Origin of the sequence: Cohaesibacter intestini (assembly GCF_003324485.1) — a bacterium.
GTDB classification, from domain to species: domain Bacteria; phylum Pseudomonadota; class Alphaproteobacteria; order Rhizobiales; family Cohaesibacteraceae; genus Cohaesibacter; species Cohaesibacter intestini.
Window position 1 is genome coordinate 25,261 of record NZ_QODK01000009.1, and the last position, 23,767, is coordinate 49,027.

The following is a 23,767-nucleotide window of genomic DNA, read 5'->3' on the forward strand; positions in this document are numbered from 1 at the left end:
ATTTGCAAATTTCTTTCGATTTATTTTCCATCAACCAAGACGGGCGTTCGCATTACCACCTATCGAGCGCCATTACCTGTCCAGCCCCTTCGTTAAACTACGCGCATTCCCTTATAAATTTAACCGAAGCAAAATTTCCGTTCCAGCGGGATCGCCCTATTTGCTTTTTCGGGCCGCGGTCACTTGCTCTTTTTTGCCGTGATGCCCGCCCCTCTAACTGGAAACACCTAAGGTTAACTTTATGAAAAACTCTCGTCTTAAACAGGTAAATTCAGTGTTGTGTGTGTCCTGCATGCACTTAAGCGATCGGAAGTGCATTTGAACTACCACACTCAAACCATGGAAAGTAAAGATAAATGAATAACTTATTAGATCTGCCCCTGCCAATATCGGTATCTGAAGAGGATCAACCCAAACCCAGAACACTTGAGGATCTGCTTGCACATTTGCAAGAACGAACAGACCTCAGTGACGAGAACAAGGCGCGTTATGCATCTGCGATCAAGCGGGCCGGCTTCATTCGGAACAAGCCCTTGTCATCTATCCAGGCTTCTTTGGATCTTGTCGAGATCACCTTCCCCCTCGATGGCTTTGATCCAAGCAGGTGGGCCACCCCAGAAGCCTACCGTCAGTTTCGCCGTCGCCTTCAGGCCGCCCTCAAGGATTTCTTGGGCGTCTATAAAGCCCTTGAAGAGGCACGTGCCCAGCAAGATGGTTGGTATCATTTGCTTGATGCGCTTGATTGCCACGCACCGGATATCCCGGAACTGGATGCTTATCGCAAAACGAATTTTGTTGCGGTTCGAAGCCTTGCTGATTTCATGCGAACTGAAAATGTCCAACCACAGGCCATCACCGGCGACATCGCCAATCGTTTGTATCTTAAATGCCCGACGCGCATGCGGGATTCCTATCGCCGAGCCATGGCGTTTCTTGACAAGCTCCGCGAATATGATTTTGCTCGCCCCCATCTGCCTCTGGGCAGCATCGACTTTTCAGCCAGCCGTTTGCGTCAGCAGCAAGAGCCTATCCCGCCACATTGGCAGGAAGATTTTGAAGCGATTTATGCGGTGTTGGCTGATGAGGATTTCGATCCTATAGATAAGGAGTTTGCCGGTCGCAGCCCCGAAACGCAAACCCTCTTCAACTCGACGATGAACTCCATCACGCGCACGTACCTCAATGTGCATCCCGAAACTGACACCAGTCAACCTTGGGATCTTATTTTCACCCGCGGCGATGTGATTACTGAAATGTGCAATCTGATGGTTGCCCGCTGTCAGTTGCCAGCAGGCGATAATCGCAAGATCCAACCACGGACCGCGAGAAAATACCTCAATAAGTACAAACGCGTCCTCCATGAACTGGACGCGGACCCGAATGCCCTTAAAGAATTTACTAAGGCACTTAAAAACAATCCTATCCTGATTGAGGGCAAAGATGCCGAAGAAGAAATGGCCGAAGCCAATAAGCGGTTTTGTGAAAATTTGTTTGAATCCACCCCCCTCACAAAGCGATTTTTCAACTCACCATTTGCCTTTCAGGATGCTGCCATGGAAATGGAAACGGTAGCCAGTGCACAAGGGCGTCCATTGACGAAGAATGAACTGGTGACATACCGCTGGCTCGGTACTTGCGCGGCCTTTTGCGCCATCGAAATCGGCGGAGCACCAATCCGCTGCGAAAATGCCATGGGCCTAACACTTCATGGCACTGATGCGCATATCATGATGCCCAAGAGCAAGAAGGATCCCATAAAGCTTAGGATCCCGCCGGGCAAAGTCAAAAACAAAAAGGGCATCAAGGTTGAGATACACCCGGGCAAACAGGACTATCTGGGAGTCTTGAACTGGTATCTTGAGACCATCAGGCCCTTGTATCAGCACGCGGCAAACAACCCGTATTTCTTTCCAGCACCGGAAAGTGCCACAAAGCCAATGGATGAGAGCTATTTTAGCGAACGTTATTCTCTCTACACACGCACGGTCCTCAACCTGCCCATGACTCCTCAACAAATGCGCCATGGGCAGGCGTCACTCTTACTTCGGGCACATCCCGAAAAGATCGTGGTCATTGCAAAGCGCCTCGGCGATACGGTCAATACGGTTTTGACCTATTACGCATGGATCGAGGAAGTGGAACAGATGCAAGCCGGCCAAGAACTGATTGCGGAGATGATCGATGAATAATGGAAACAAAAAAGTCAAATTGAACACAGAAGCAGCGAACACCCCATCCAATGACGAGTTGCTCGCTCCTTATGAGACGATGCCAACATTCGGTCAGTTGGACGATGGACACAAAAAGCGATTTGCCAAGTTTTTGCGCTTCACTCATCTCCACGGAATAAGCGTCATCACCAAACAGACCTTTTTAGATTATTCGGCAAAGCACGAGCCGCCAAATACGCTGTTTGCCTTGAGAACGACGTTCAACATCCTGTTTTCCGGTCATCCGGTCATTGGTCCGGCCCTGCAGGCAGCGATCACCGAAAAGACGATTGCATATGACAAGGCCCACAGGAAACCGCGAAAAAAGGCGAAGAGAAAGCCAGCAAAGTTTCGAAGCCCTGTGACGGAATGGCCCGTCCCATGGCTGCAAACCTGGGCCCAGTTGCAAAATGGTCATCGCCCTTCTGGCGGCAGAGCATTTTCAGAGAGTTTGCTGGAAAATATGCAAGATGTCATCAGCGAGTATGTCTGGACCCTCAAAACCGCAGGCGTTCCGGTCGTCATCGATGCCGCGGGTGTACGCATTCTTGAACAGACGAAAAAAGATCGAGCTCCGTCTGCAGAAGAAGCCGCTTATAAGAATCAGGGGTACCGTGCCCGTACCTTACAAACCGCAACAATGCGATTACGCCAGTTTGGAAAAGAGCTTGGCATCAACCCTCAGATTCTGGCCGACTTTAATAAGCATATCAACAAACACGAAGGCGATGCGGCCGCAGAAAGCCCCCAGAAATTCGGCCGATATGAACGCTTACCCTCTTATAAGGAGATTTATCGGCTTGCTTGCCAGCTCCTCAAGGACAGCTCAATTGCCACACATCGAAAGACAAAGAACAAGTTGCGCAATCAGGCTGCAATCATCGCGCTTTGGCTCTTTATACCACTGCGCATAACAGATGGCTTGTTGCGGTGGGGTGACGACATCACCTATGACACCGAAACAGGCCAATATAAAATCAGTGTGGCCACCAACAAAACTGGTCAGCCGGTCAGATCACCGCTAAACCCAAAACTCAACAAATTCTTTGATATTCTGGTGTTTGACGAGGTCAACCCCGAAGTCGGAGCCGGATGGCTCAATCAAGAAAGACAGAGACTGATTGCTGCAAAAGCCCCTGTGTTTCACGATCATTTGGGTAAAATGTATGTCAAAAAGCGACCGTCCAAGGTTTGGCGTGAACACTTCGGAACTGGCGATCACATCGCACGAACGATGGCTCATACCGAGCTTGGCAAACGCGGTGCAAAAGGCGTTGCCATCGCAATGGCGCTCTGTGCCCAACGCGATGTCAAAACCAGACTGGCCTATCAGGCTGACGCCTTGAGTGATGCCCTAATGTTAGAATCCCAATCATTGATGGATCAATTGGTGGCAAATACCTTGTCGTCGCCAGACGAGGATGCGGTGGAAGGAGATAAAGGCGAAAACACCAGGTAACTTACGTTTCCATCGCAATCCAATCAAACAAAGCCCCCCTTGCAACGTCCTTTGCAAGGGGGGCTTTTTACGGTCGAAAACCGGATGACACATCCAGGCAAAAACGGCATTGCCAAACATTGCTTTCCATAACTCGTCCTCCTCACGCCACCGCGCGGGGTCAAGAGACGTTCACTCTCTCGACACTCTCTCCCAAAAAACACTGAGCAACCCCAAAGCAGGCAACCTGGTTTCACGCAGCAGTCCTTGTGACGCCGCGCTCAATCAGGTTCCCCTCCAAGGAGAAAAGAACAAGAAGAAGCAGGTGTCAGATTCTCAACCAAACCGGAGACATCCATGACCACTGCAATCAATCCCTTCGATTCCCAAACAAACCACTGGCCAGCAACCATCAACTGGGCGAACATCGTTGCCTTTGATCTTCCGTCCCGTCGCTATGACATCGGACAACAGACACCCCATGGCCATCCATGGCTTGTCGTCGATGTAAATGACATTGTTGGTGCGCGATACATGACATTGGCTCCGGGCAATGCCATTGGCAAATTGCCACATCGCTCACAAGAAATCCTTGTTGCCCGCTCCGAAGCTCTGAAATCTGCGGGCTTACAGCAACCCATGATTTTCAACTGTCGTGGTCTTGTTCTTGTCTCGGTATCGAACAAAGGCCTCGTTTTGAATTCAACCGGCACACCGATAATCGGGCGGCTTGTCGGCGAAGAACGTCATTACCTCAATAATGTAAGAGCTCGCCTTCAGGCCTTCTCCGACATGAAGACTATACGTCGTTCTGATCGCAAACGAAAACTTCAATCCGCAACCCATAGCGTTGCTTCGAACCGTTCAGGCCCGGCCATTCTGGCGCCTATGGCTATCAAACAGAACCTTGGCCGATAAACCAAACCGCAATGTAAAACCTATCCGGTCCTTACAGGTTAAGGACCGGACCTGCTTGAAGGCACCCAATCCCCAGTCACTATAGATTTAGGAATAAACCATCATGAACAATCAAACAGAACATTGCCCTGAATTGGAAACATCATCCGAGCTGCATGACCTGCTTCGGCTCAAGGAAATCGCCATCGACGCGGTCGAGTGGGCAAGACTGGCGATCCGTCAAATCGAGACCGATGGCAACATAGACCCCGAACAGATCGCAGATAGCAAAAAGCTGCTGAAAAACGCCATCTCGAACTGGCGTGTACTAGATGATGAATTCAGAGATGCCATCGATAAAGTCGCCGAACACATCCCCCGTTATGACTTCGATCACAAAGGCAAACGGTCGCTAAACCATACATTCCAAACTTTGCTCAATGCCTATAACAAATCCCTTTATGTGGCAGATGCGCTGGCTGCTGAGCGTGCCATCAGACAAATCCGCATCAAGGATGAACCTCCATCACCTCGTGTTTGGTGAATCATCAAGTTTGATTACGGACAAGCCTTGCCGCTTTCTTGGCGGCAGGCTTGTACGGCCTTTTCAGATTTTTGCCATTTCACATAACAATATCTGGCTTTCACTAATCAATCGGACAGGCAATCGCGACCCTTCTTGAAAGGCCGAAGAAGATCAGAAGCCGCCGCCCGTTTTAAAACCACCACCACGTGAGCCGCCGAAGGTGCCGCCCCAATGGCCGCCCATGGTCCCTCCGAGCGTGTCATGGACCCCACCGCGGCGAGTCCGCCGCCCTGCGCCCGGCCCCTGACGATAGCCGCTGCGAAGAGCATCGCGCAGTTCCCGAGACGACAGTGCTCCCTTGAGAATGCCGCCAATGACATCTCCGATCAGCTGATCATTGGCGAAGCCGCCGCCCCGGCGGTTATAGCCTTCGCGCCTGAAGTCATTGGCAGAGCGTTCAAGTTCCGCACGCTTGCGGGCAATGTCCATAGCGGTCTGCCGGGCCTTGTCCACTTCCTGCTTTTTCTTGACGATTGCCTTTTCGATTGACTGCAGGCGCATCACGATCTGGTCATCTTCGCTCGTTGGGGTATCAAGCGCATCATGCAACAAGGTGCGCAGTTCCTGTCTTTGCAAAGATTGGGCGAGATCGGACAGAGCCTTGGAAAGCGCGGAGTCTGGATGGTCCGCCAACAGATCCGCCCGGTCCTCAGAGCGTGTCTTGAGTTCATCTTCCAGCGCAAGGATCTGGTCCTCAGTGGCTTTAAGCGCCTGCTCTGCCTCGGTGAGCGCGGTTTCCTTGCTCGCAATGCCATCAGCTTCCAGAGTGGCCCGTTCCAATGCCGCCAGTTTGGCCTCTTCCTCTTCCAATTCGATTTTAAGACGATCGGCATGTTCGCGCAGGCGTTTGGGAATTTCGGTCAGGGTGAAATAATTCTGTCTTGCCGGCTCGTACTTGACCACACGGGCGACATAGTCATCCCCCATGCGGACGAGCCCACCGGCAGCATATTTCGAGGTGCCATAGCCCCGCTGCCACAAATAGACAAACAGTTTGTCTGCAAGATAGGGCTTGGATTTCTCTTCGCAATCCTGCTCCGATTGCAGCGCTTTTTCTTCCGCAGCCAGCATCCGTGCTTCTGCCCCTGCGGCTTTCGCATCCTGCGCTTGCCAGACCACATCCTCAGCCATGCGGCTCTCGGTTTGTGACTCAAGATCACGGATGCTGCTGACCACATCGGCAACATGGGCCTCACGCTCGGCCCGCTCGGCCCGCGCCGATTGCAAGTCTGCGCCAAGCTGATCAAGCTGTTCAGCGAGTGCGGCGAGTTGTGCTTTTTGAGCCTCGACTGCTGCCATCGCCTTGCGCTCGGCCATATCGAGCCCGCCGACAGCCTGCTCTTGTTGCAGGCTATCAAGGCGGACCTTGGCCAGCGATCTGAACAGAGTGGATTGCTCTGTTTGCAGGCTGGCAAGCTCGTCTGATGCCGCTTCAACGATGCGGGTCATCTTGTCTTCGTCATCCCGCAGACCATACCCGGCCTGTTCGATGGAATTTAGGGTATCTACAACGCTCAGCATGACGATTCTACCAGTTTGTTATCGCACCGCCAGAGACGTGCATGGCATAGTTGGGCTCAAGCGCCCCCCTTGGCTTCGTGGCCAGAATATTCTTCTGAACGATGCCATCATCCACCTTGTCATCACGCACGGCATTGTAGGTGGCTTGTGGGACACGAACGCCCCACTTTTTGACGATCTCTGACTTGTTTGTCTCCTCATTGAGAATGGGGAAAGACAACAAAGCGCCATCCGAAGCGACGGCTTCGACAATCAGATAATAGTTGCGCGCCCCGCTATTGACGTCAGGAATGCGATAGACGCCACTGCGTTCATTGGCTCCGGTCACGATCCGCAGATCATAGCTTTGAACGAGCATTGACCGCACACTGTCCAGTGTCGCAAGCGCTCCCTTTGCGGCGACCGCATCGGAGCGTGCAAGGGCAGCTTGGGCGTCCAGCTGCAACTGCTCAACGCGCTTGCGGGCGGCTTCTGTCTGGGCCTCGGCCATTGCGACCTTGACCGCATTTGCGATCTCGGCTGGCAGGGTTTGGTTCAGTTCAATCCGGGCTGCTTCGGCCTGACGCTCGGCTGAAGCCTTCTGCCAGACGGAAAACCCGACCCACAAAAGGACAACCACAACAAGCCCGGCAAGACTTGCTGCGATCAAGCCTCGGCGGATCCAAAGACCAGCCAATGTGCGCGAAAGCCCAGCCGGTGTCGGCTCATAGGTAAAGCGGCTCTCCTTAAGGGCCTTGATGCCTTCTTCGAGAATGCGATCCGACACCTCCAGACCCTGACTTTCATAAAGATCGCGCAAGCGATCCTTCAGGACGCTGTCCCGACCATCCTGAGCCAGCTCCCTAAGGGCAACATCTTCATGGTGTCGCAATGTGTCAACGACATCCATGGCCAGCATCACCTCGTCGAGGGCTGGCGCAGAATTGGATTTGTTCATCTCAGTCGTCCGCTTATTCTGCGTCCAGCATCAAAGGCAGAGCCTTGCCTTCGGTCGCCAGCCGCGCCAGCCGCTTCTTGCCATCCTCGACCGCTTGGCGAATTTCCTCGCTGTTGCGGGTCGAAAGCTCGCGCATCTCACCCACGATCTCGACCGAGCGGACCTGAAAATTGATGACGCTATCGACCAGCTTCTTGACGGCATCGGCGCGAATGGTGGGCCCATAGCCTGCTTTGAGTGCCTCTTCCTGCACCTTGCCACCAATCTCGGCCAGCACTTCGAGCGACTTCGAGACACCCTCTTTCATTTCATTCAGGGTCTCGGTTGCTTCATGCAAGCCAAACAGGCCGGTGAAGGAGGCCTTCAGCGCAGTCAGAACGGATTCGTTGGTCGAGAAGAAAGACACCGCCTGCTGATAGACCCGCTCTTTGGCATTGGTGGTCTGCATCAAACGCGCCATGACCACGTCGGAGGTGTTGTAGCTGATGGTCAAATTGTCGGCGAGATCCTTGGCAATCTGATAGCGGCTTTCTTCATTCTGCACCTTGCGCAAATGTTCATCACGCGTTAGCTCCAGCTTGGCCCGGCCGGCAACGTCTCCGTCTTCCGGGAAGGCAGCAACCGCATCCGAAGCACCTTTCAGCCCAGCCTTGGCTTCGTCCAGTTTGCCTTCTGCGGCCTTGAGAATTTCCAAAGCGGCCACTTCGCCATGCTTCAGGGCGCCACGGAAATCCCGATAAGCTTCAAGGATGGTCTGCTCGCGTTCGATATTGGCCTTGGTATCGCGGGACACCTCCAGATAGGTATCCTTGATCTTGTCAAAACGGGACGCAATGTCGCCGCGAGAAATTTTCATCCACGCATTGGTTGCCCGCTCAAACACATCAATCTTGCCATCTTCAATCTGGTCCACCATGGATTTGGCATCGTCACGGATGGAATTGAAGGCTTCCGAAATCTCTTCGTAGCGCTGCCCGATGGACATTTGCGAAACCTGCTCGCGCACCACTTCATTGAAAATGCTCATCTGCTGCAAGGTGCGGGTGATAATCGCGATCTTGTCAGGCTCAATGTCTGCAATCTTTTCAAGCAGACCGACAATCGGGGTTTCTTCTGTTTCATCATGCACAAGACCAAGATCTTTCAAGGTGGTCATTGCCTTGTCCAGATATTGAAGAGCGGAGCTAGGGACGATTTCGGCCATATTGGAGCCTCATATATGGTTCGGGATGATGCGGGTAAACCGGGTCAATCGGCGATTAAATTCAATGACTATCAAAATTCACTGTCTGAAGACTATTCAGGATTGTCTGGTCGATCCACTAATAAATCGGGGACACGACTATAGTGCGACATCAATGCGGCAATTTCACGTGCTGCGCCTCCAATGGACCATGCGCGCGTAATGCTTCTCTGCCTCAACACAGCCGGGATGGACTGCGTTGTCCAACAGATTTAACCGATAAGACAGTGTCGCACGTCGGGTCCCGAAGTAGGACATCTTGAGCCAAAGCTGCGAAACCCGAGATCCATTTGCATATATCCGATACCCCGCCCGCAAGATAGACACGCACATCCGTGCCGAAACACTCATACTGCCTCGCTTATGCAGCCGCTTTTTCGCATCAAAGGCAGCCCAATGCGGTATCTCGTCACCCAAAACGAACCTTTAAGCAACTTCCCCATTGCTGCTGTTCGAGCGAAGCGCAGCAGTTTTGGGAGGCTCGACGCTCCCTCATTCCGGAGTTGGGAGCAGCTTTGCCATTTTGCGCAGGTTCTGTGCTGTGGCTGCCAGTGTGAACTCGTCTTTTGCTCCATTTGGTCCTTGAAGACGCAATCTGTTCAGCCCCATGATCTTCTTCATATGAGCGAACAGCATCTCCACTTTGCGCCTGGCGCGCCTTGAGGCGATAAAGTCATCGGTATCTGCCAGATCTCGGGCGAAGTCTCGCGCTCCTTCATGGATCGATCTGGTGATGTGTCGGGTGGCTGTGTTGGGGCAGCATCTGAACTTCAATGTGCAGTTTTGACAGTCCGCTTTAGCAGCACGATATCGGATATTTTCATCACCCTGCACCTTGGGCCGGATTGTCTGGAATTGACGGCGACTGGGCAGCAAGTCTTTGCCATCAGGGCAAATGTATCGGTCATTCTCGTAGTCGAATTTGAAGTCGGTCCACGAGAATGTCTGGTCGAGCCGTTGCGATCTGTCGAGAACCGGAACATGTGGCTCGATACCTTTTTCATGAACCAGCCAAGCAAGTGTTTCGGCATTGCCATAAGCGCCATCACCGACGAAGCGTTCTGGGTATATACCAAACTTCTCCTCAACACGATCAACCATATCCAGTGCGGCATTGACTTCCGCCTGCCGGATCGGCGCTGTTGTTTCAACGTCAACAATCACAGCATTATCCAAGTCCACCAGATAGTTGGTGGAATAGGCAAAGATCGAATAGGCCTTCTTTGCTCCAGTAAAGCGTGCTGCCGGATCAACCGGCGAGAGCACCTTTGGCTTCACGGGCGTTGCAGCGCCGAAAGCGGCATCATCAAGGGTCTCAGAGTATTCTTCTGTCGCCCGCGTGATCCGTTCTGGCGTCCAATCTGATGCTTCAACTTTGTTCAGCCGCTTTGCATCAGCTTGCACGATGGAAGCATCAACGCCCAAAGCCTCCCCACCGACAAGCCCCTCTGCGATGCAGCGGGCCAACACCAGTTCGAAGAGATGGCGGAAAAGATCGCTATCCCGGAAACGGCCATGTTTATTCTTGGAAAATGTCGAATGGTCAGGAACAGGGTCATCCAAGTCCAAACGGCAAAACCATCTATAGGCCAGGTTCAGGTGAACTTCCTCACAGATGCGCCGCTCGGAGCGAATGCCCATAATGTAGCCGACCAACAACATCCTGATCATCAGTTCTGGATCAATCGAAGGGCGGCCCTGGCTGCTGTAATAGGGAGCAAGGAAAGATCTGACCTCACTCAGATCAAGAAAGTGGTCGACCTTCCTGAGTAAGTGGTCAGAAGGAACGTGACTTTCAATCGAAAACTCATAAAAGAGTGCTGCCTGCGCAACTTGTCTTGGCCCCAGCATTCCCAAATCCCCCCTTTTCCTAAAAGGATTGAATCAGGACCAAGCGATTACTTCAAGAGCGACTTTTTCAACACCATTCGGACATTTGAGACATTCGCTGCAGCGCCGAAGTTTAATGGCACCAGTGTGCGCTTTTGGCAAATCTGGGCGGCAGGATAGCTGCCATTTTCCGCAGGTGCGAGATCACCGCATCCATCGGCGAAAGCGGTCATTCGAGGTATCTCGGTGCCAGCCCTGGCGGCAGCGGCATCGTCGGGCGGGTTGAGGACATTTCCCGCTGGTGCGAGATCTTGAAGGATGGCTGCTGGATTGGGTTCGTGAAATCCATTCAGGAGCCAATGCCCCAGCAGACTTTTCGGAAGAAAGCCTGCCCATGTATGACCGACTTTGCAATTCTTTCCTCGTCTACTTGGCCATATCTGCATTTTGGTTTATATCATCTTCGAATAATTCTGTTTGATTTCGAATTTTGCCTTTCAAGGTGATACATCGAGAAGAATGAGACCTGCTGCAATATAGAAACATTTAGTATGCGGGCATCTTTGGGAAGGACAAACACATGATTGACATGGAACGCGTTGCAGTCGCCATCCGGGCCTTTGAGGCTGGCGAGATTGTTGTCGTCACCGATGATGATGACCGCGAGAATGAAGGCGATCTGATCGCATCAGCGACCAAGATTACACCGGAGCAAATGGCCTTTTTCATCCGTTATACGTCCGGCATTGTCTGTGCCCCGATGAAAAAAGAGGATGCAGCCCGTTTGCATCTCGACCCCATGGTCGCCAACAACAACGCTCCGCTTTCAACCGCCTTTACGGTCTCAGTCGATTACAAGCATGGCACCACAACGGGGATTTCTGCAGAAGAACGCTGCATGACGGTCCATGCCCTTGCCAATTCCAATTGCGCCGCTGTTGACTTTGTCAGACCCGGCCACATCTTTCCGCTGGTTGCCAGAGAGGGTGGCGTTTTGACCCGCTCAGGCCATACGGAAGCTGCGATTGATTTGTGCGACCTTGCTGGTCTTGAGCCCTTTGGCGTTTTGTCGGAGTTGGTCAATGATGACGGGACGGTCAAGCGCGGTCCGGAAGTGACGGATTTTGCCAAGGAACATGGCTTGAAAATGGTGTCAGTTGCCGATTTGATCGCCTATCGTCAGCGCACTGAGCGTCTGATTGAGAAAAAAGAGACCTTCACTATGGAGACCCGTTATGGCAATGCCAAAGCGGTGACCTTCACAGCGCCTTATGATCAGGTTGAGCATCTTGCCCTTGTCTTTGGTGACATTCGCGATGGCAAGGATATCCCGGTCCGGCTGCATCAGGAGAATGTCTTGTCCGATGTCTTTGGTTTGACCGACAGTCTTAATCAGATCACAAAGCGCTTTAGCGAAGACCGGGGTGTTCTTGTCTATCTGCGGGATGGGTCACCCGGTGTGGTCCATAACTCTATGCGTCTTCGCGACGGGTTGGAGGCCGCTGAAGCCGAGGAGCATGGCACAGCACAAGGTCGCAAGGACGAATGGCGCGACATTGGTCTGGGGGCGCAAATCCTCAAGGAACTGGGCATTTCGTCCATTCGTCTGCTTAGCTCCAAAGAGCGCCATTATGTCGGCCTTGAAGGCTTTGGGCTGGAAATCACCGGCACAGACATCATTTGATGTTAGACCCAACGCAAATAGAGTGACTAAGGCCTGACAGATGACACGTCTGGACAGGACTTAGCCCTCAATGGAAAAGGCCCGTATCATTGATCCGGGCCTTTGTTATTCCATTTGTATCGATCAGGTCAGGCCGTCAAGCGCACCTGTTTGACCGCTTGCTTCCAGCCTTTGATGAGGCTTTGACGCGCGGCCTCATCCAGTTTCGGGGCAAAGTCCTTGCCCTTGCTTTGCATTGCGCGGATCGCGGCTAGATCTGGCCAGAAGCCCGTGGCCAAACCAGCCAGAAAGGCTGCGCCGAGTGCGGACGCTTCAGCACTGTCGCCAACAACAATGGGGTGGTCGATACAGTCAGACACCATCTGCATAAGGAAAGGATTTTTGCTTGGTCCTCCATCCACAAAGAGGTGCCCGATCCCTTGGGAGGAATTGGCTTCGATGATCTCAAAGACATCAGCAACCTGAAAGGCCATGCTTTCGGCCGCAGCCCGCGCAATATGCGCCTTGCCCGCATTAAAGGACAATCCGCTGATCAGTCCCCGCGCATTGGCATCCCAATGCGGCGAACCCAAGCCCACATGGGCTGGCACCAAACGCACCCCTAGCGCACTGTCGACACTTTGAGCAAGCTCCAGCAAGGCTGTCACATCCGGTTGGGCAAGCAGATCGGCTGCCCAAGGCAGTATTGAGGCACTGACCAAAATATTGCCTTCAAAGGCATAAGTCGCCGTGCCATTCAATTGCCAGGCAATCGTCGTGGTGATGCCTTTTGGGGGAACGACAAAGGCATCCAGCGTTGTCATGATCGAGGAACCGGTGCCAAAGGTGACTTTGCCATCGCCAACCTCAAAAGCCCCATGACCAAACAGCGCCCCATGGGAATCGCCGATTGCAGAGGCAACAGGCACAGCATCAGGCAAGCCCGGCACATCAGCACTATGTCCAAAGATATGGGCGGAATCACAGACCTGAGGCAAAATGGCCATCGGCACATCGAATAGTGCACAAAGGCTCTCGTCCCAACAATGGCGCTCAATGTCAAAAAGCTGGGTGCGGGCGGCATTTGAGGCATCGCAGGCATGCACGGCACCGCCTGTTAATTTCCAGATCAACCAGCAATCCACCGTTCCGACACACAAATCGGCAGGATCTCTCCCCTGCCCGTGATGGTCCAGCAGCCAGCGGATTTTGGTGGCCGGAAAGAGCGGATCAAGCGGCAGGCCCGTGCGCGCAATGACCCCAGACTCTTGACCATCGGCTTTCAGCGCGTCACAAGCCGCTGCCGTTCGCCGGCATTGCCAAGTGATCAGCGGCCCCAATGGCTCTCCGGTCCGGCGATCCCACAGCATCACCGATTCCCGCTGATTTGAAAGACCGATTGCGATAATTTCGGCAGGGCCAACGGCCTCCAGACAGGCCGTCATGGCGGCAACTGTGCTCTGCCAGACCTGCAAGGGGTCTTGTTCAACCCAGCCGGATTGCGGATGTCTTGTTTCGACCGGGCAGGATCCGCGCGCTATGATGTCACCGCTTTGGAGAACGAAGACAGCCTTGCTGTTTGTCGTTCCCTCGTCGATTGCCAATATTCCTCGCTGCATCACTTCCCCCCTCCCTGATACTTGCTTTCTGTCAGCCTGCTATGCCTTGCGCTTGAGAAGCTCTAAAGCTGTGTCAGCAATCCCCTGTGGCGACATGCCAAACTCATCGAGCAGGAATTCCGCCGATCCGGTTGGTGGGAAGACACCGGGCACGCCAAGCCGCTTCATTGGCACAGGGCAGGTTTCGGTGACGATTTCGGCGATGGCGCTGCCAAGACCGCCAAAAATGGAATGCTCTTCGCAGGTTACAATCGCACCGGTTTCCTCTGCGGCTCGCGTGATGGCCGCTTCGTCAATCGGCTTGATGCTCGACATATTCAACACCCGTGCTTTGACCCCTTGAGCTTCAAGGCTCTCAGCGGCCGCGAGCGCACGATGGGTCAGAATGCCGTTGGCGATCAAGGTCACGTCACTTCCTTCCCGGATGGTGTTGGCCTTGCCAAGCGCGAATTCAAAGTCGTCTGGCAGCAATTGCGGCACCCCGGTGCGGCTGAGGCGCAGGAAGATCGGCCCGTCATAGTCCGCAGCGAAGGCAACCGCTGCTGCCGTTTCGATATTGTCGCATGGTGCAACGATTGCGATATTCGGAATGGCCCTTACCCAGGCGAAATCTTCCGTCGAATGATGGGTTGGCCCCAGATTGCCATAGGCCATGCCGGAGCTGATGCCGACCAGTTTGACATTGGTGTCTGAATAGGCCACATCCGCCTTGATCTGCTCAAGCGCCCGCCCTGTCAGAAAGCAGGCCGCGCCACAGACGAAGGGAATTTTTCCGCCATTGGCGAGCCCCGCACCAACACCGACCATTGTCTGCTCGGCGATCCCGACATTGACCAGCCGCTCAGGATAGGCATCGCGGAAGCCATCCAACTTGGAGGAGCCGACCGAGTCATTGCAGACCGCAACAATCGCTTGATTGTTGGCCGCCATTGCCACCAGCGTTGCAGAAAAAGCATCGCGGCAATCATAAAGCTTGGTTTCTTTGGCAAGAGCGGTCATAGAGCTGCCTCCTCGAGTTCGGCCATGGCCTGCTTATATTGGTCTTCACTGGGCACCTTGTGATGCCAGGCGACATTGTCCGACATGAAAGAAATGCCATGCCCTTTGTTGGTGTGGGCGACAATGGCGAGGGGCTTGCCCGCATTGCGCCGATCCGGCGACAAGGCATCCACGATCTCATCCATATTGTGGCCGTCAATTTCCAGCACATCCCAGCCAAAGGCAGCTAGCTTTGGCGCAAAGGGCGCCAGATTGTTTGTTTCTGCCAGTCTGGCACCCTGCTGCAAGCGATTGTGATCAATGATCAGCGTCAGATTGTCGAGCTTATAGTGGGCCGCCGAGGCGATTGCCTCCCAGTTGCTGCCTTCCTGCATTTCTCCATCGCCGGTGACCACATAGGTCCGCCATGTGGCCCCGTCGAGCTTGGCGGCAATCGCCATGCCGACGCCCACCGGCAAGCCATGCCCCAAGGGGCCGGTATTGGTTTCAACTCCGGGCAGTTTGGTGCGGTTTGGATGGCCGTTCAGACGCGAATGGGGCTGGAGGAAGGTCTCGATTTCCTCTTTGGGCAGAAAACCTTTTTCCGCCAATGTCACATAAAGCGCGCAGGCGGTGTGACCCTTGCTTAGAATGAAGCGATCTCTTTGAGGATCCAGCGGCTTGTCCGGATCGACATGCAAGACGTGGAAATAGAGCGCGGTCAGAATATCGATCACCGACATTTCGCCACCAACGTGACCTGCGCCCGCCTCGAAAACGGCCCGCAGATCGCGACGACGGATCCTGTTGGCCATGACTCTCAGATCCCGAGTGTCCATCTCAATCTCCATTCTTGTTTTTCTTCCATTCAAGGCACCGGCGCACCAGTCACCCAACACTCAACGGGCCAGCGCCCCTTGCGACAAATGAAGCCGGTCAGCAACCTGGCCAGGTGAGTGTGGGGACGGGAGGTGTGCCGTGATTGTAAAGGGGCCATTTCATGTAGCGCGTGACGGCTTCCGCCACGATGTCGGCATGATGCCCACGCACCATCGCAACATGATGTTCAAAGCCATTTTTGGTGACGAAATTCATCAGAGCCCGCAGGTCCTTTACCTTGGTGACGGCTATGCCACCATCCATACCAAAGGGATCATTGGTGAAGTCCCCTTCACCGGTGTAGGCCTTGAGCGTGCCGAGGCGATCATCAGACGACAGGCGGAAGAAGGTCATTGGCCCGGGCTCGACCTTGCCCTTCACAGCGCCAAAGCATTTTGACCGCCCAATGGTTTCGCCAAGCACATCCAGCTCGCCGATTTCCGGCGTCGCTCCAATGAATTGCTTGGGATAATTGCCGCAATGGGTGCAGACGCATTTGTCGATTTCATCCGCGTAATTGTTGTTCCAGTCAAGAATCGCGGACGGTGCTCCAGACGCAAGGGTGAGCGCATACATGGAAATCGCGCCCATGACATCCACCTCGCAAGCCGATGGCATCAATTCCTCACCCATCATCGACATCGTAAGGCAAGTGGCACAGCCGAAATTGTCCTGCAGCGACCGCCAGCATTGGATCGCGGAGGCATCGCATTCATTCTCGGCAATCCAGCGGTTCACGGCCAAGGACCATTTTGCCTGTCTTGCAATTTGGCTCTCGGTGATATGGGCCGGGATCGTTCCATAGGCCTTAATCGCATCCAATTTGGCAGCAAGATCCGCATCGCTGTCAGCAATGGCATTGGCGGATGCGATCATCTCGGACATATCCACCGTGACCACCGTCAGACCACTGGCCTGAAGCAGCTTTTCAGAATAGCGCATGGTCTGGAAAGGACCGGTCCGGGCCCCAATGGCACCAATGCGTGCGTTTTTCAGGCCGCGAATTGTGCGGCAAAGGCGGGCGAAGCGGTCAAGATCTGCGCCAAATTCCTCGGACGAAACATCGCAGGTATGCGATGTGGTCTCGGTAAAGGGCACGCCATATTGATAGAAATTATTGGCGACCGACAATTTGCCACAGAAGGCATCGCGTCGAGATTTGACATCGACCTTGTCGACCTCGTCATTGCTGGCCTGCAATAGGATGGGAAGATCGAGCTTGGCGCGATTGATCAATTCGGCAATCGCGATCTCGTCGCCGAAATTCGGCAAACAGATAACCAATCCGTCAAGAACATCACGCTTGGCCGAGAAATGGGCAGCATAGAGCTTGGCGTCATCAATTGACTGGACAGCTCCATTCACCGTTGCATCAAACGGCAAAATTTCGACAGCGACCCCCAATCGGTCCAAATGGGCTATCACCTCGTCCCGCGCCGCCTTGCAGGGCGCGCCATTAAAAAACGCTCGACTTCCGATGACCACACCCAGTGTGATCTTGCGCATTGCGTTTTTGCTCATAGTGGTCTGCTCCTCATCTTTGGAAAATCATAGCGCCCTTTAATCTGGTCTCCCAGCGCCATGAAGCTCCGTCTCTAATTCTCAATTACTATCGATTTCTTTCATTTGCAATCGAAAAACACATTAAAGTTAGAATTGCCATGGCTCTAGTTTACGAGAAATAGCCGCCAAAAGCCAGCATCAAAGCACCGGCCACCTTCCCCAAAATACGCAACTTTTCGCCATTTATTCATATATCTTCCCCTCTATCTTTTGAAACATACGCAGGATGTAGGCGCGCTTATCCACAACCCCCACACCCTTTCAAACCAAAAAAATACGAAAGAAATCGATAGTGATTGACATAAATCGAATGTGTCACTCTTATATTGGAGGAGGCATCCCATTTTGGGATTTTGTCACAATGGAGGAACTTATGAACCTACACCGTAGATTGCTTATTTCCGCGTTCGCCCTTGGCATTTCTGGCATGCTGCCCGGCTTTGCCTCTGCAGAAGGCTTGATCGCAATCATCACACCAAGCCACGACAACCCCTTCTTCAAAGCAGAAGCCGTCGGCGCTGAAGCACGGGCGAAAGAGCTTGGCTATGAAACAGTTGTCATGGTGCATGATGATGATGCCAACAAGCAGTCAGAACTGTTTGACAGCGCAATTGCCAGTGGCGCCAAAGCAATCATTCTTGACAATGCCGGTGCTGATGCCACCGTTTCTGCTGTCCAGCGCGCCAAGGATGCGGGCATTCCATCCTTCCTGATCGACCGCGAAATCACCGCGTCTGGCGTCGCAGTCAGCCAGATTGTTTCCAACAACTATCAGGGCGCTCAGGTCGGCGCGGAGGAATTCGTCAAACTGATGGGTGAGAAAGGTGTCTATGCTGAGCTTTTGGGACGGGAATCCGACACCAATGCGGGCATTCGCTCCTCTGGCTATCATGACGTCATCGATCAATATCCCGACATGAAAATGGTTGCGCAGCAATCTGCAAACTGGTCCCAGACCGAAGCCTATACGGTGATGGAAACCATGTTGCAGGCCAATCCGGACATCAAGGGTGTGATTTCGGGCAATGACACAATGGCAATGGGTGCGTGGGCGGCCCTCAAAGCGGCTGGGCGTGAAGATGTCATCGTTGTCGGCTTTGACGGCTCCAATGATGTGCGCGACTCCATTCTTGCAGGCGGCATCAAGGCAACTGTCCTTCAGCCTGCTTTCCGTCAGGCACAGCTGGCTGTCGAACAGGCAGACAAATATATCAAGACCGGATCAACGGGTATGGAAGAAAAACAGCTAATGGATTGTGTGCTGATCAACAATGACAACGCTTCCAAGCTGGAAACCTTTGCTTTGTCTGAATGATCGTCAGGCAATCGCGCCGGCGCACAGGATCCAACGCGCCAGGTTTACTCTGCGGTGCTGCTGCCATGCAGCGCCGCTTCCCTCGAACGACATGAAGGTTCGACATGACCCGGACCCCTCTTCTGGCGGCCTGTCTCCTGACGATACTGCCCATCGTCGCGGGCTGCAAAATAGTCAAAAATCCCGATCCCAATGATGTAGCCCAAAGCGCGGCTCAAATGACCGACGCCGAACGTATGGCGGTACTGGCACAAGATGTCTATGAGCCAAAACTGTTGCCCTATATGGATGACAAGGCACGAGCCATCACAAACATCCTGGCTGCCATTGCCACTGATCTCGACAAGGCCGGAGAGACTTTCGGCATCCCCAAAGCCAGCGAAGGCAGCCCTTGGAACTTTGTTGCAAAGGGACAGGGCGTTGTTGTTGCCTCCAATCGCACCTCGCGCGCGGCCAAGCTTGAAGTGGATGTGACCGGGGACAGCAAAGCGGACCTAACCGTGCAACTCGGTCCGGTCATCAAGGGAACGGCCTTGCGCGATTCAGCGAGCTTCTTTGTTTTCACCGATTTCCGCGATCAGATTGAATTTGCCAAACTGGCACGGGCCCTAAACGATGTGGCCAGTGCTGCCATTGACCTGCCAGAGGGTGATCTGATTGGCCAGTCGGTGCGTTTCACAGGTGCCTTCAGTCTGCCGAAACAACGTGATCCGATCCTGCTGGTGCCGGTGCAGATCGCTGTGGAGGACTGAGCGATGTCAGCCAATGAAACCACCCCCAAGACGGGTCCGGACATCGGCCTGAAAATCCGCGACGGGGTTAAAGTCTATCCGGGAACCATCGCGCTCAATCATGTCGATTTTGACCTCTATATGGGCGCTGTGAATGTGCTTGTCGGGGAGAATGGCGCGGGCAAATCAACCATGATGAAAATCGTGGCTGGAGTTGAGCCGCTGACCCTTGGCAGCATGGAATTGTGGGGCGACCCGGTTAAATTCTACAACAAAAATCAGGCCGAAGCCGCGGGCATCGGTATTGTGTTTCAGGAACTCAATCTGTTTCCCAATTTGAGTGTGGCGGAAAATATCTTCATCGGGCGTGAAAAGACACGCGCCGGGATCGATATTGATCGCGACCATCAGCGCGCAGAAACCCGCAAAATCCTCAAGCGCCTTGAGCATGAAGATATCGACCCCGATACCCCCGTGGGTGACTTGCGCATTGGCCAGCAACAGATCGTTGAGATTGCCAAATCATTGGTTCAGAATGCCCGCATTCTGATCCTTGATGAGCCGACATCGGCCCTGTCAGCCAATGAGGTCGAGATCCTCTTTCGCGTCATCCGCGACCTCAAGTCCGAAGGGGTCGGCATTGTCTATATTTCGCACCGATTGGAGGAATTGGTGCGGATTGGTGACTATATTACCGTCTTGAGGGACGGCAAAATCACCGGCGCCCGTTCGATGGACGGGATTGATGTGAGCTGGATCGTGAAAAACATGATCGGCGGAGCCTCAAAGGACTTTCCCAAAACCCAAGTGCTGGAATTTGGCGAGGAAATCTTTCGCGCAGAAAATATCACCTTGCCAAGAATGGGCGGCGGCTATCTTGTCGATCAGGTATCCATGTCCGTTCGGGCCGGCGAGATTTTGGGTGTTTATGGCTTGATGGGCGCGGGTCGTTCCGAGTTCTTTGAGTGCATTATGGCTCAGCATCCCTCTGCAGGTGGCAAGGTTTTCGTGGCAGGGCAAGAGGTGCGCGACAAGAGCGTGGCAGGCCGCATCAATCATGGCATCGCTCTGATCCCTGAAAACCGCAAGCAGGATGGCCTGATCGAGATATTGCCCATTCGCGAAAATATCACCCTGTCCTCATTGAGAGAGTTTACAAAGCTGTTTCATATGAGCCTTGTCCGCGAGGCGAAAGCAGCTGCTGACTATGTCCGCAAGCTGTCGATCAAGATTGCCTCATTGGAAAATCCGGTTTCCAGCCTGTCGGGCGGCAACCAGCAGAAGGTGGTGGTTTCCAAGGCGCTGATGACCCATCCAAAGATTCTTCTGATGGATGAACCCTCACGCGGGATCGATATTGGCGCCAAGGCCGAAATGTTCCGCACCATGCGGGAACTGACCGCTGAGGGTCTCGGCATCATCTTTGTCACGTCCGACCTTGAAGAGGTGATGGCGCTGAGCGACAGAATTGTCGTGATGGCAAACGGACAGATCAGCGGCGAGTTCGACGCGCAAAGCGTGACCAGCGAGGAACTCGTCTCCGCATCCACACCAGGAAAAGTCAACGAACATCGCGCTTTGGAGGAAGCCCTATCATGAATAGTGCCACAGCGAACCCCACAGCCAATCCATCAACGGACAACACATCAGGTGCTCTGTTGCTTTTGCTACTAAAAGCACGCACCTTCATTGCGCTTATTCTTGTCTTTGCCTTCTTTGCCTTTGCTGCGCCAAATTTTCTCAGCACGGCCAACATGATTATCATGTCCAAACATGTCGCGCTGAATGCCTTTCTGGCGATCGGCATGACCTTTGTCATCATCACCGGTGGCATTGATCTTTCGGTCGGCTCAATTGTGGGCTTTTGCGGCATGGTCGCCGGATGGCTCATTCTCAATGGGGTTGATTTGGGTCTTGGCTGGACAATCCAGTTCAACACAATCGAAATCATGCTTGTCGTCATTTGCGTTGGCATCCTGATTGGCCTTGTGAATGGCATTCTCATAACCAAGCTCAATGTGGCGCCCTTCATTGCCACACTTGGCATGCTGTATGTCGCGCGCGGTGGGGCTTTGCTCTCGTCCGACGGCCGCACATTCCCCAATCTCAATGGGTCAGCAGACTATGGCAATGACAGCTTTTATCTGATTGGAGCAGGCGATTTTCTCGGCATGCCTATCTCGATCTGGATGCTGGTCGTGGTTGGATTGGGGGCGGCCTATGTGGCCAGCCGCACACCGCTTGGTCGCTATATTTATGCGGTGGGTGGCAATGAAAAGGGCGCAGCCCTCTCCGGCGTCAATGTCCATATGGTCAAAATCGCGGTCTATATGTTTTCTGGCTTCTGCGCGGCCTTGGTCGGGTTGATCATCTCCTCGCAATTGGTTGCGTCTCACCCAGCAACCGGCAATATGTTCGAACTCAATGCCATCGCGGCAGCTGTGCTGGGCGGCACCTCGATGTCTGGCGGGCGCGGCAAGATTGCGGGCACTATCGTGGGGGCTTTCGTCATCGGCATCCTGTCTGACGGTCTGGTGATGATGGGCGTCTCCGCCTTCTGGCAGACCGTGATCAAGGGCCTTGTAATCATCGCCGCTGTTGTCGTTGATCAGGCACAACAGAAGCTGCAAGCCCGGGTCGTGCTGCAACAGCAGGCCGCCCTAAACGAGTAGCATCCGCTTCGATGCAAGCTCAAAAGCATGATCTCTGTCGACCTTTCTCGGTCGACAGAGCTTTTCAAGCGAGATCCATTGCCTTCGATTCAGCGGAGTGCTAGGAAAAGCCAGTTTCGCCAGATGAGATCCGGATCACAATGAACAAGCCGAACGAGAAAATAACAGCGACCACAAATGACGGGATTACCGGCCTTTTGGCTGAGCCTCGCCGGCGCAAGATCCTCGAGTGGCTCCGAGAGGAAGGCAGTGCTCGGGTGCGGGATCTGTCGGCAGCCTTTGAAGTCTCCGAAGCCACGATCCGTCAGGATCTGGAAAGGCTGGAAGCCGAAGGCAGCATCACCCGTGAGCATGGCGGTGCGCATCTGCGACGACAATCCCCTGCTCCCGTCGGAACGATGGTTCTCCAGCATATGGAGAATATGGACAAGAAGCGCCTGATCGGCAGTTATGCCGCTTCGCTGGTTGGCAATCATGAAACCATCATCATGGATGCTGGCACCACCACCACGGAAGTTGCCACCCGCATCACCGATCGCCAGGGCATGACAGTGATCACCAATGCGCTCAACATTGCCATCATCCTTGGTCAGTCTCCCGGCTATGCGGTCCATCTTCCGGGTGGTCAGTTCAAGTCACCAACCCTGTCGATCAGCGGCGACCATGCGGTTGAGTATTTCAAGAATATTTATGCTGGAAAGCTGTTTCTGGCGACGGCTGGCGTAGGGGCCGACACAGGCCTTACCTATCCCAGCTTCGCGGATCTTGAACTGAAAAAAGCCATGATCCGGGCCGCGTCCCATGTCTATCTCGTCGCGGACTCCACCAAGGTGAACAAATCATCCTTCACTCGCCTCGGAGCGCTGGAGTTGATCCATTCCTTCATCACCGATGATGGCATTTCCGATCGTGATGCCAAGGAATTCGAAAAGCGCGGTGTCGAAGTTCTGATTGCCAGATAACTCCTCAATGCTTTCGGGCATGGCAAGTTTATCTGAAGGGATGTAGTCGAAACGCATGGCCTTGGCACGCGAGATCGCGGTTTCATAACGACGAACGGCCACAGGTGTTGTTTGGCCTTCCATTCGCAATTCGGTCCAGTAATCATCGTCTGCTTTCTCTGTCGCATCGCGACGTAAGCGCGCCGTACCCAGATCGTCCGTATCAAGAGACCGGCGTATCATGGCTTCATCATAGTGATTGGCGACATCCACGGGAACACGCCTTACATAATGCCAGCGCCTCCCTCGTTCTTGCATGTAGCGATTTTCTTTGCGTATCCGGAGATCCATGTCACACAATTCGTTACACAAAATACCGCATGACACAGCCGCCAACATAGGCGTGTCGGTCAATGAATTGATTTTAAATGGAAATTTGATATGGCAACATCAGGGATATGGTAAAGTCGGGTGAGTTGCAATCAATTATATAAACGGCTAGTTTCTGCCATTTTCATCGAAATATAGGCCACATTGTTACACAAATTGTTGCGCAGCCAGAGCGATCTAGGTCTCGGTTCAGATCCCCATCACCGCATGGGATAAACTCGTAAAATGGGCGAATGGTGTTGAAAAAGTAGCTGTTGAAGTAATCGCTTGGTCCTGATTCAATCCTTTTAGGAAAAGGGGGGATTTGCGAATGCTGGGACCGAGGCAAGTTGCGCAGGCAGCGCTCTTTTACGA

The 23,767-nt window shown here is 53.5% G+C and carries 18 protein-coding genes and 1 pseudogene; 10 read left to right on the plus strand and 9 right to left on the minus strand.

Annotated features, from left to right (window positions below; all coding sequences use genetic code 11):
• Positions 1 to 356: 356 nt before the first annotated feature.
• From DSD30_RS20545 to DSD30_RS20560, 4 genes are all read left to right on the plus strand, one after another.
• A complete protein-coding gene (locus DSD30_RS20545) occupies positions 357 to 2,189 on the plus strand; it encodes a site-specific integrase (RefSeq protein WP_114011633.1) in 1,833 nt (610 codons plus the stop codon).
• Positions 2,182 to 3,669 (plus strand): hypothetical protein, encoded by a 1,488-nt coding sequence (locus DSD30_RS20550; RefSeq protein ID WP_114011634.1) that lies wholly within the window; start codon positions 2,182 to 2,184, stop codon positions 3,667 to 3,669. The genes DSD30_RS20545 and DSD30_RS20550 overlap by 8 nt, the downstream gene beginning before the upstream one ends.
• Positions 3,670 to 4,005: 336 nt before the next feature.
• The gene (locus DSD30_RS20555; RefSeq protein ID WP_114011635.1) at positions 4,006 to 4,566 is read left to right on the plus strand and encodes a hypothetical protein; all 561 of its coding nucleotides are present in this window, start codon (positions 4,006 to 4,008) and stop codon (positions 4,564 to 4,566) included.
• Positions 4,567 to 4,669: 103 nt separating this feature from the next.
• Positions 4,670 to 5,089 (plus strand): hypothetical protein, encoded by a 420-nt coding sequence (locus DSD30_RS20560; protein ID WP_114011636.1) that lies wholly within the window; start codon positions 4,670 to 4,672, stop codon positions 5,087 to 5,089.
• A gap of 153 nt (positions 5,090 to 5,242) precedes the next feature.
• On the opposite strand, the gene DSD30_RS20565 is transcribed toward DSD30_RS20560, so the two are convergent.
• The 4 genes from DSD30_RS20565 to DSD30_RS20580 form a co-directional block, all read right to left on the minus strand.
• Positions 5,243 to 6,652 (minus strand): hypothetical protein, encoded by a 1,410-nt coding sequence (locus DSD30_RS20565; protein ID WP_114011637.1) that lies wholly within the window; start codon positions 6,650 to 6,652, stop codon positions 5,243 to 5,245.
• Between the two features lie 7 nt (positions 6,653 to 6,659).
• Positions 6,660 to 7,589, minus strand: coding sequence for a DUF6384 family protein (locus DSD30_RS20570; protein ID WP_114011638.1), 930 nt, complete (start codon positions 7,587 to 7,589; stop codon positions 6,660 to 6,662).
• A 13-nt stretch (positions 7,590 to 7,602) separates the two neighbouring features.
• Positions 7,603 to 8,793, minus strand: coding sequence for a cell surface protein (locus DSD30_RS20575; protein ID WP_114011639.1), 1,191 nt, complete (start codon positions 8,791 to 8,793; stop codon positions 7,603 to 7,605).
• 531 nt (positions 8,794 to 9,324) lie between these two features.
• Positions 9,325 to 10,683 carry a transposase gene (locus tag DSD30_RS20580; protein ID WP_114011640.1) on the minus strand — a complete coding sequence of 453 codons (1,359 nt, stop codon included), beginning with the start codon at positions 10,681 to 10,683 and terminating at the stop codon, positions 9,325 to 9,327.
• 559 nt (positions 10,684 to 11,242) lie between these two features.
• On the opposite strand from DSD30_RS20580, the gene ribB reads away from it, so the two are divergent.
• A complete protein-coding gene (ribB, locus tag DSD30_RS20590) occupies positions 11,243 to 12,346 on the plus strand; it encodes a 3,4-dihydroxy-2-butanone-4-phosphate synthase (RefSeq protein WP_114011642.1) in 1,104 nt (367 codons plus the stop codon).
• 128 nt (positions 12,347 to 12,474) lie between these two features.
• Here ribB and DSD30_RS20595 read toward each other — a convergent pair whose 3' ends face one another.
• The 4 genes from DSD30_RS20595 to DSD30_RS20610 all read right to left on the minus strand — a co-directional run bounded on the left by DSD30_RS20595 (position 12,475) and on the right by DSD30_RS20610 (position 17,322).
• A complete protein-coding gene (locus DSD30_RS20595; RefSeq protein WP_114011643.1) occupies positions 12,475 to 13,944 on the minus strand; it encodes an FGGY family carbohydrate kinase in 1,470 nt (489 codons plus the stop codon).
• 39 nt (positions 13,945 to 13,983) lie between these two features.
• Entirely contained in the window at positions 13,984 to 14,943 is a 960-nt protein-coding gene (locus DSD30_RS20600; protein WP_114011644.1) for a transketolase family protein, read from the minus strand.
• Positions 14,940 to 15,761: a transketolase gene (locus DSD30_RS20605; protein ID WP_114011654.1), complete on the minus strand. Its 822-nt coding sequence runs from the start codon at positions 15,759 to 15,761 to the stop codon at positions 14,940 to 14,942. The genes DSD30_RS20600 and DSD30_RS20605 overlap by 4 nt, the downstream gene beginning before the upstream one ends.
• A gap of 97 nt (positions 15,762 to 15,858) precedes the next feature.
• Complete coding sequence (locus DSD30_RS20610; RefSeq protein WP_114011645.1) at positions 15,859 to 17,322, minus strand: L-fucose/L-arabinose isomerase family protein; 1,464 nt, start codon at positions 17,320 to 17,322, stop codon at positions 15,859 to 15,861.
• A gap of 415 nt (positions 17,323 to 17,737) precedes the next feature.
• Between DSD30_RS20610 and DSD30_RS20615 the strand changes: the two genes are divergently transcribed.
• From DSD30_RS20615 to DSD30_RS20635, 5 genes are all read left to right on the plus strand, one after another.
• Positions 17,738 to 18,679 carry a D-ribose ABC transporter substrate-binding protein gene (locus tag DSD30_RS20615; RefSeq protein ID WP_114011646.1) on the plus strand — a complete coding sequence of 314 codons (942 nt, stop codon included), beginning with the start codon at positions 17,738 to 17,740 and terminating at the stop codon, positions 18,677 to 18,679.
• Between the two features lie 104 nt (positions 18,680 to 18,783).
• A complete protein-coding gene (locus DSD30_RS20620) occupies positions 18,784 to 19,431 on the plus strand; it encodes a DUF2291 family protein (RefSeq protein WP_114011647.1) in 648 nt (215 codons plus the stop codon).
• A 3-nt stretch (positions 19,432 to 19,434) separates the two neighbouring features.
• Positions 19,435 to 21,009 carry a sugar ABC transporter ATP-binding protein gene (locus DSD30_RS20625; RefSeq protein WP_114011648.1) on the plus strand — a complete coding sequence of 525 codons (1,575 nt, stop codon included), beginning with the start codon at positions 19,435 to 19,437 and terminating at the stop codon, positions 21,007 to 21,009.
• Complete coding sequence (locus DSD30_RS20630) at positions 21,006 to 22,082, plus strand: ABC transporter permease (RefSeq protein ID WP_114011649.1); 1,077 nt, start codon at positions 21,006 to 21,008, stop codon at positions 22,080 to 22,082. The genes DSD30_RS20625 and DSD30_RS20630 overlap by 4 nt, the downstream gene beginning before the upstream one ends.
• 140 nt (positions 22,083 to 22,222) lie before the next feature.
• Positions 22,223 to 23,044 carry a DeoR/GlpR family DNA-binding transcription regulator gene (locus DSD30_RS20635; protein WP_114011650.1) on the plus strand — a complete coding sequence of 274 codons (822 nt, stop codon included), beginning with the start codon at positions 22,223 to 22,225 and terminating at the stop codon, positions 23,042 to 23,044.
• A gap of 132 nt (positions 23,045 to 23,176) precedes the next feature.
• On the opposite strand, the pseudogene DSD30_RS22060 reads toward DSD30_RS20635, so the two are convergent.
• Positions 23,177 to 23,422, minus strand: a pseudogene (locus DSD30_RS22060) (DUF6538 domain-containing protein); the annotation flags it as partial.
• Positions 23,423 to 23,767: the final 345 nt, after the last annotated feature.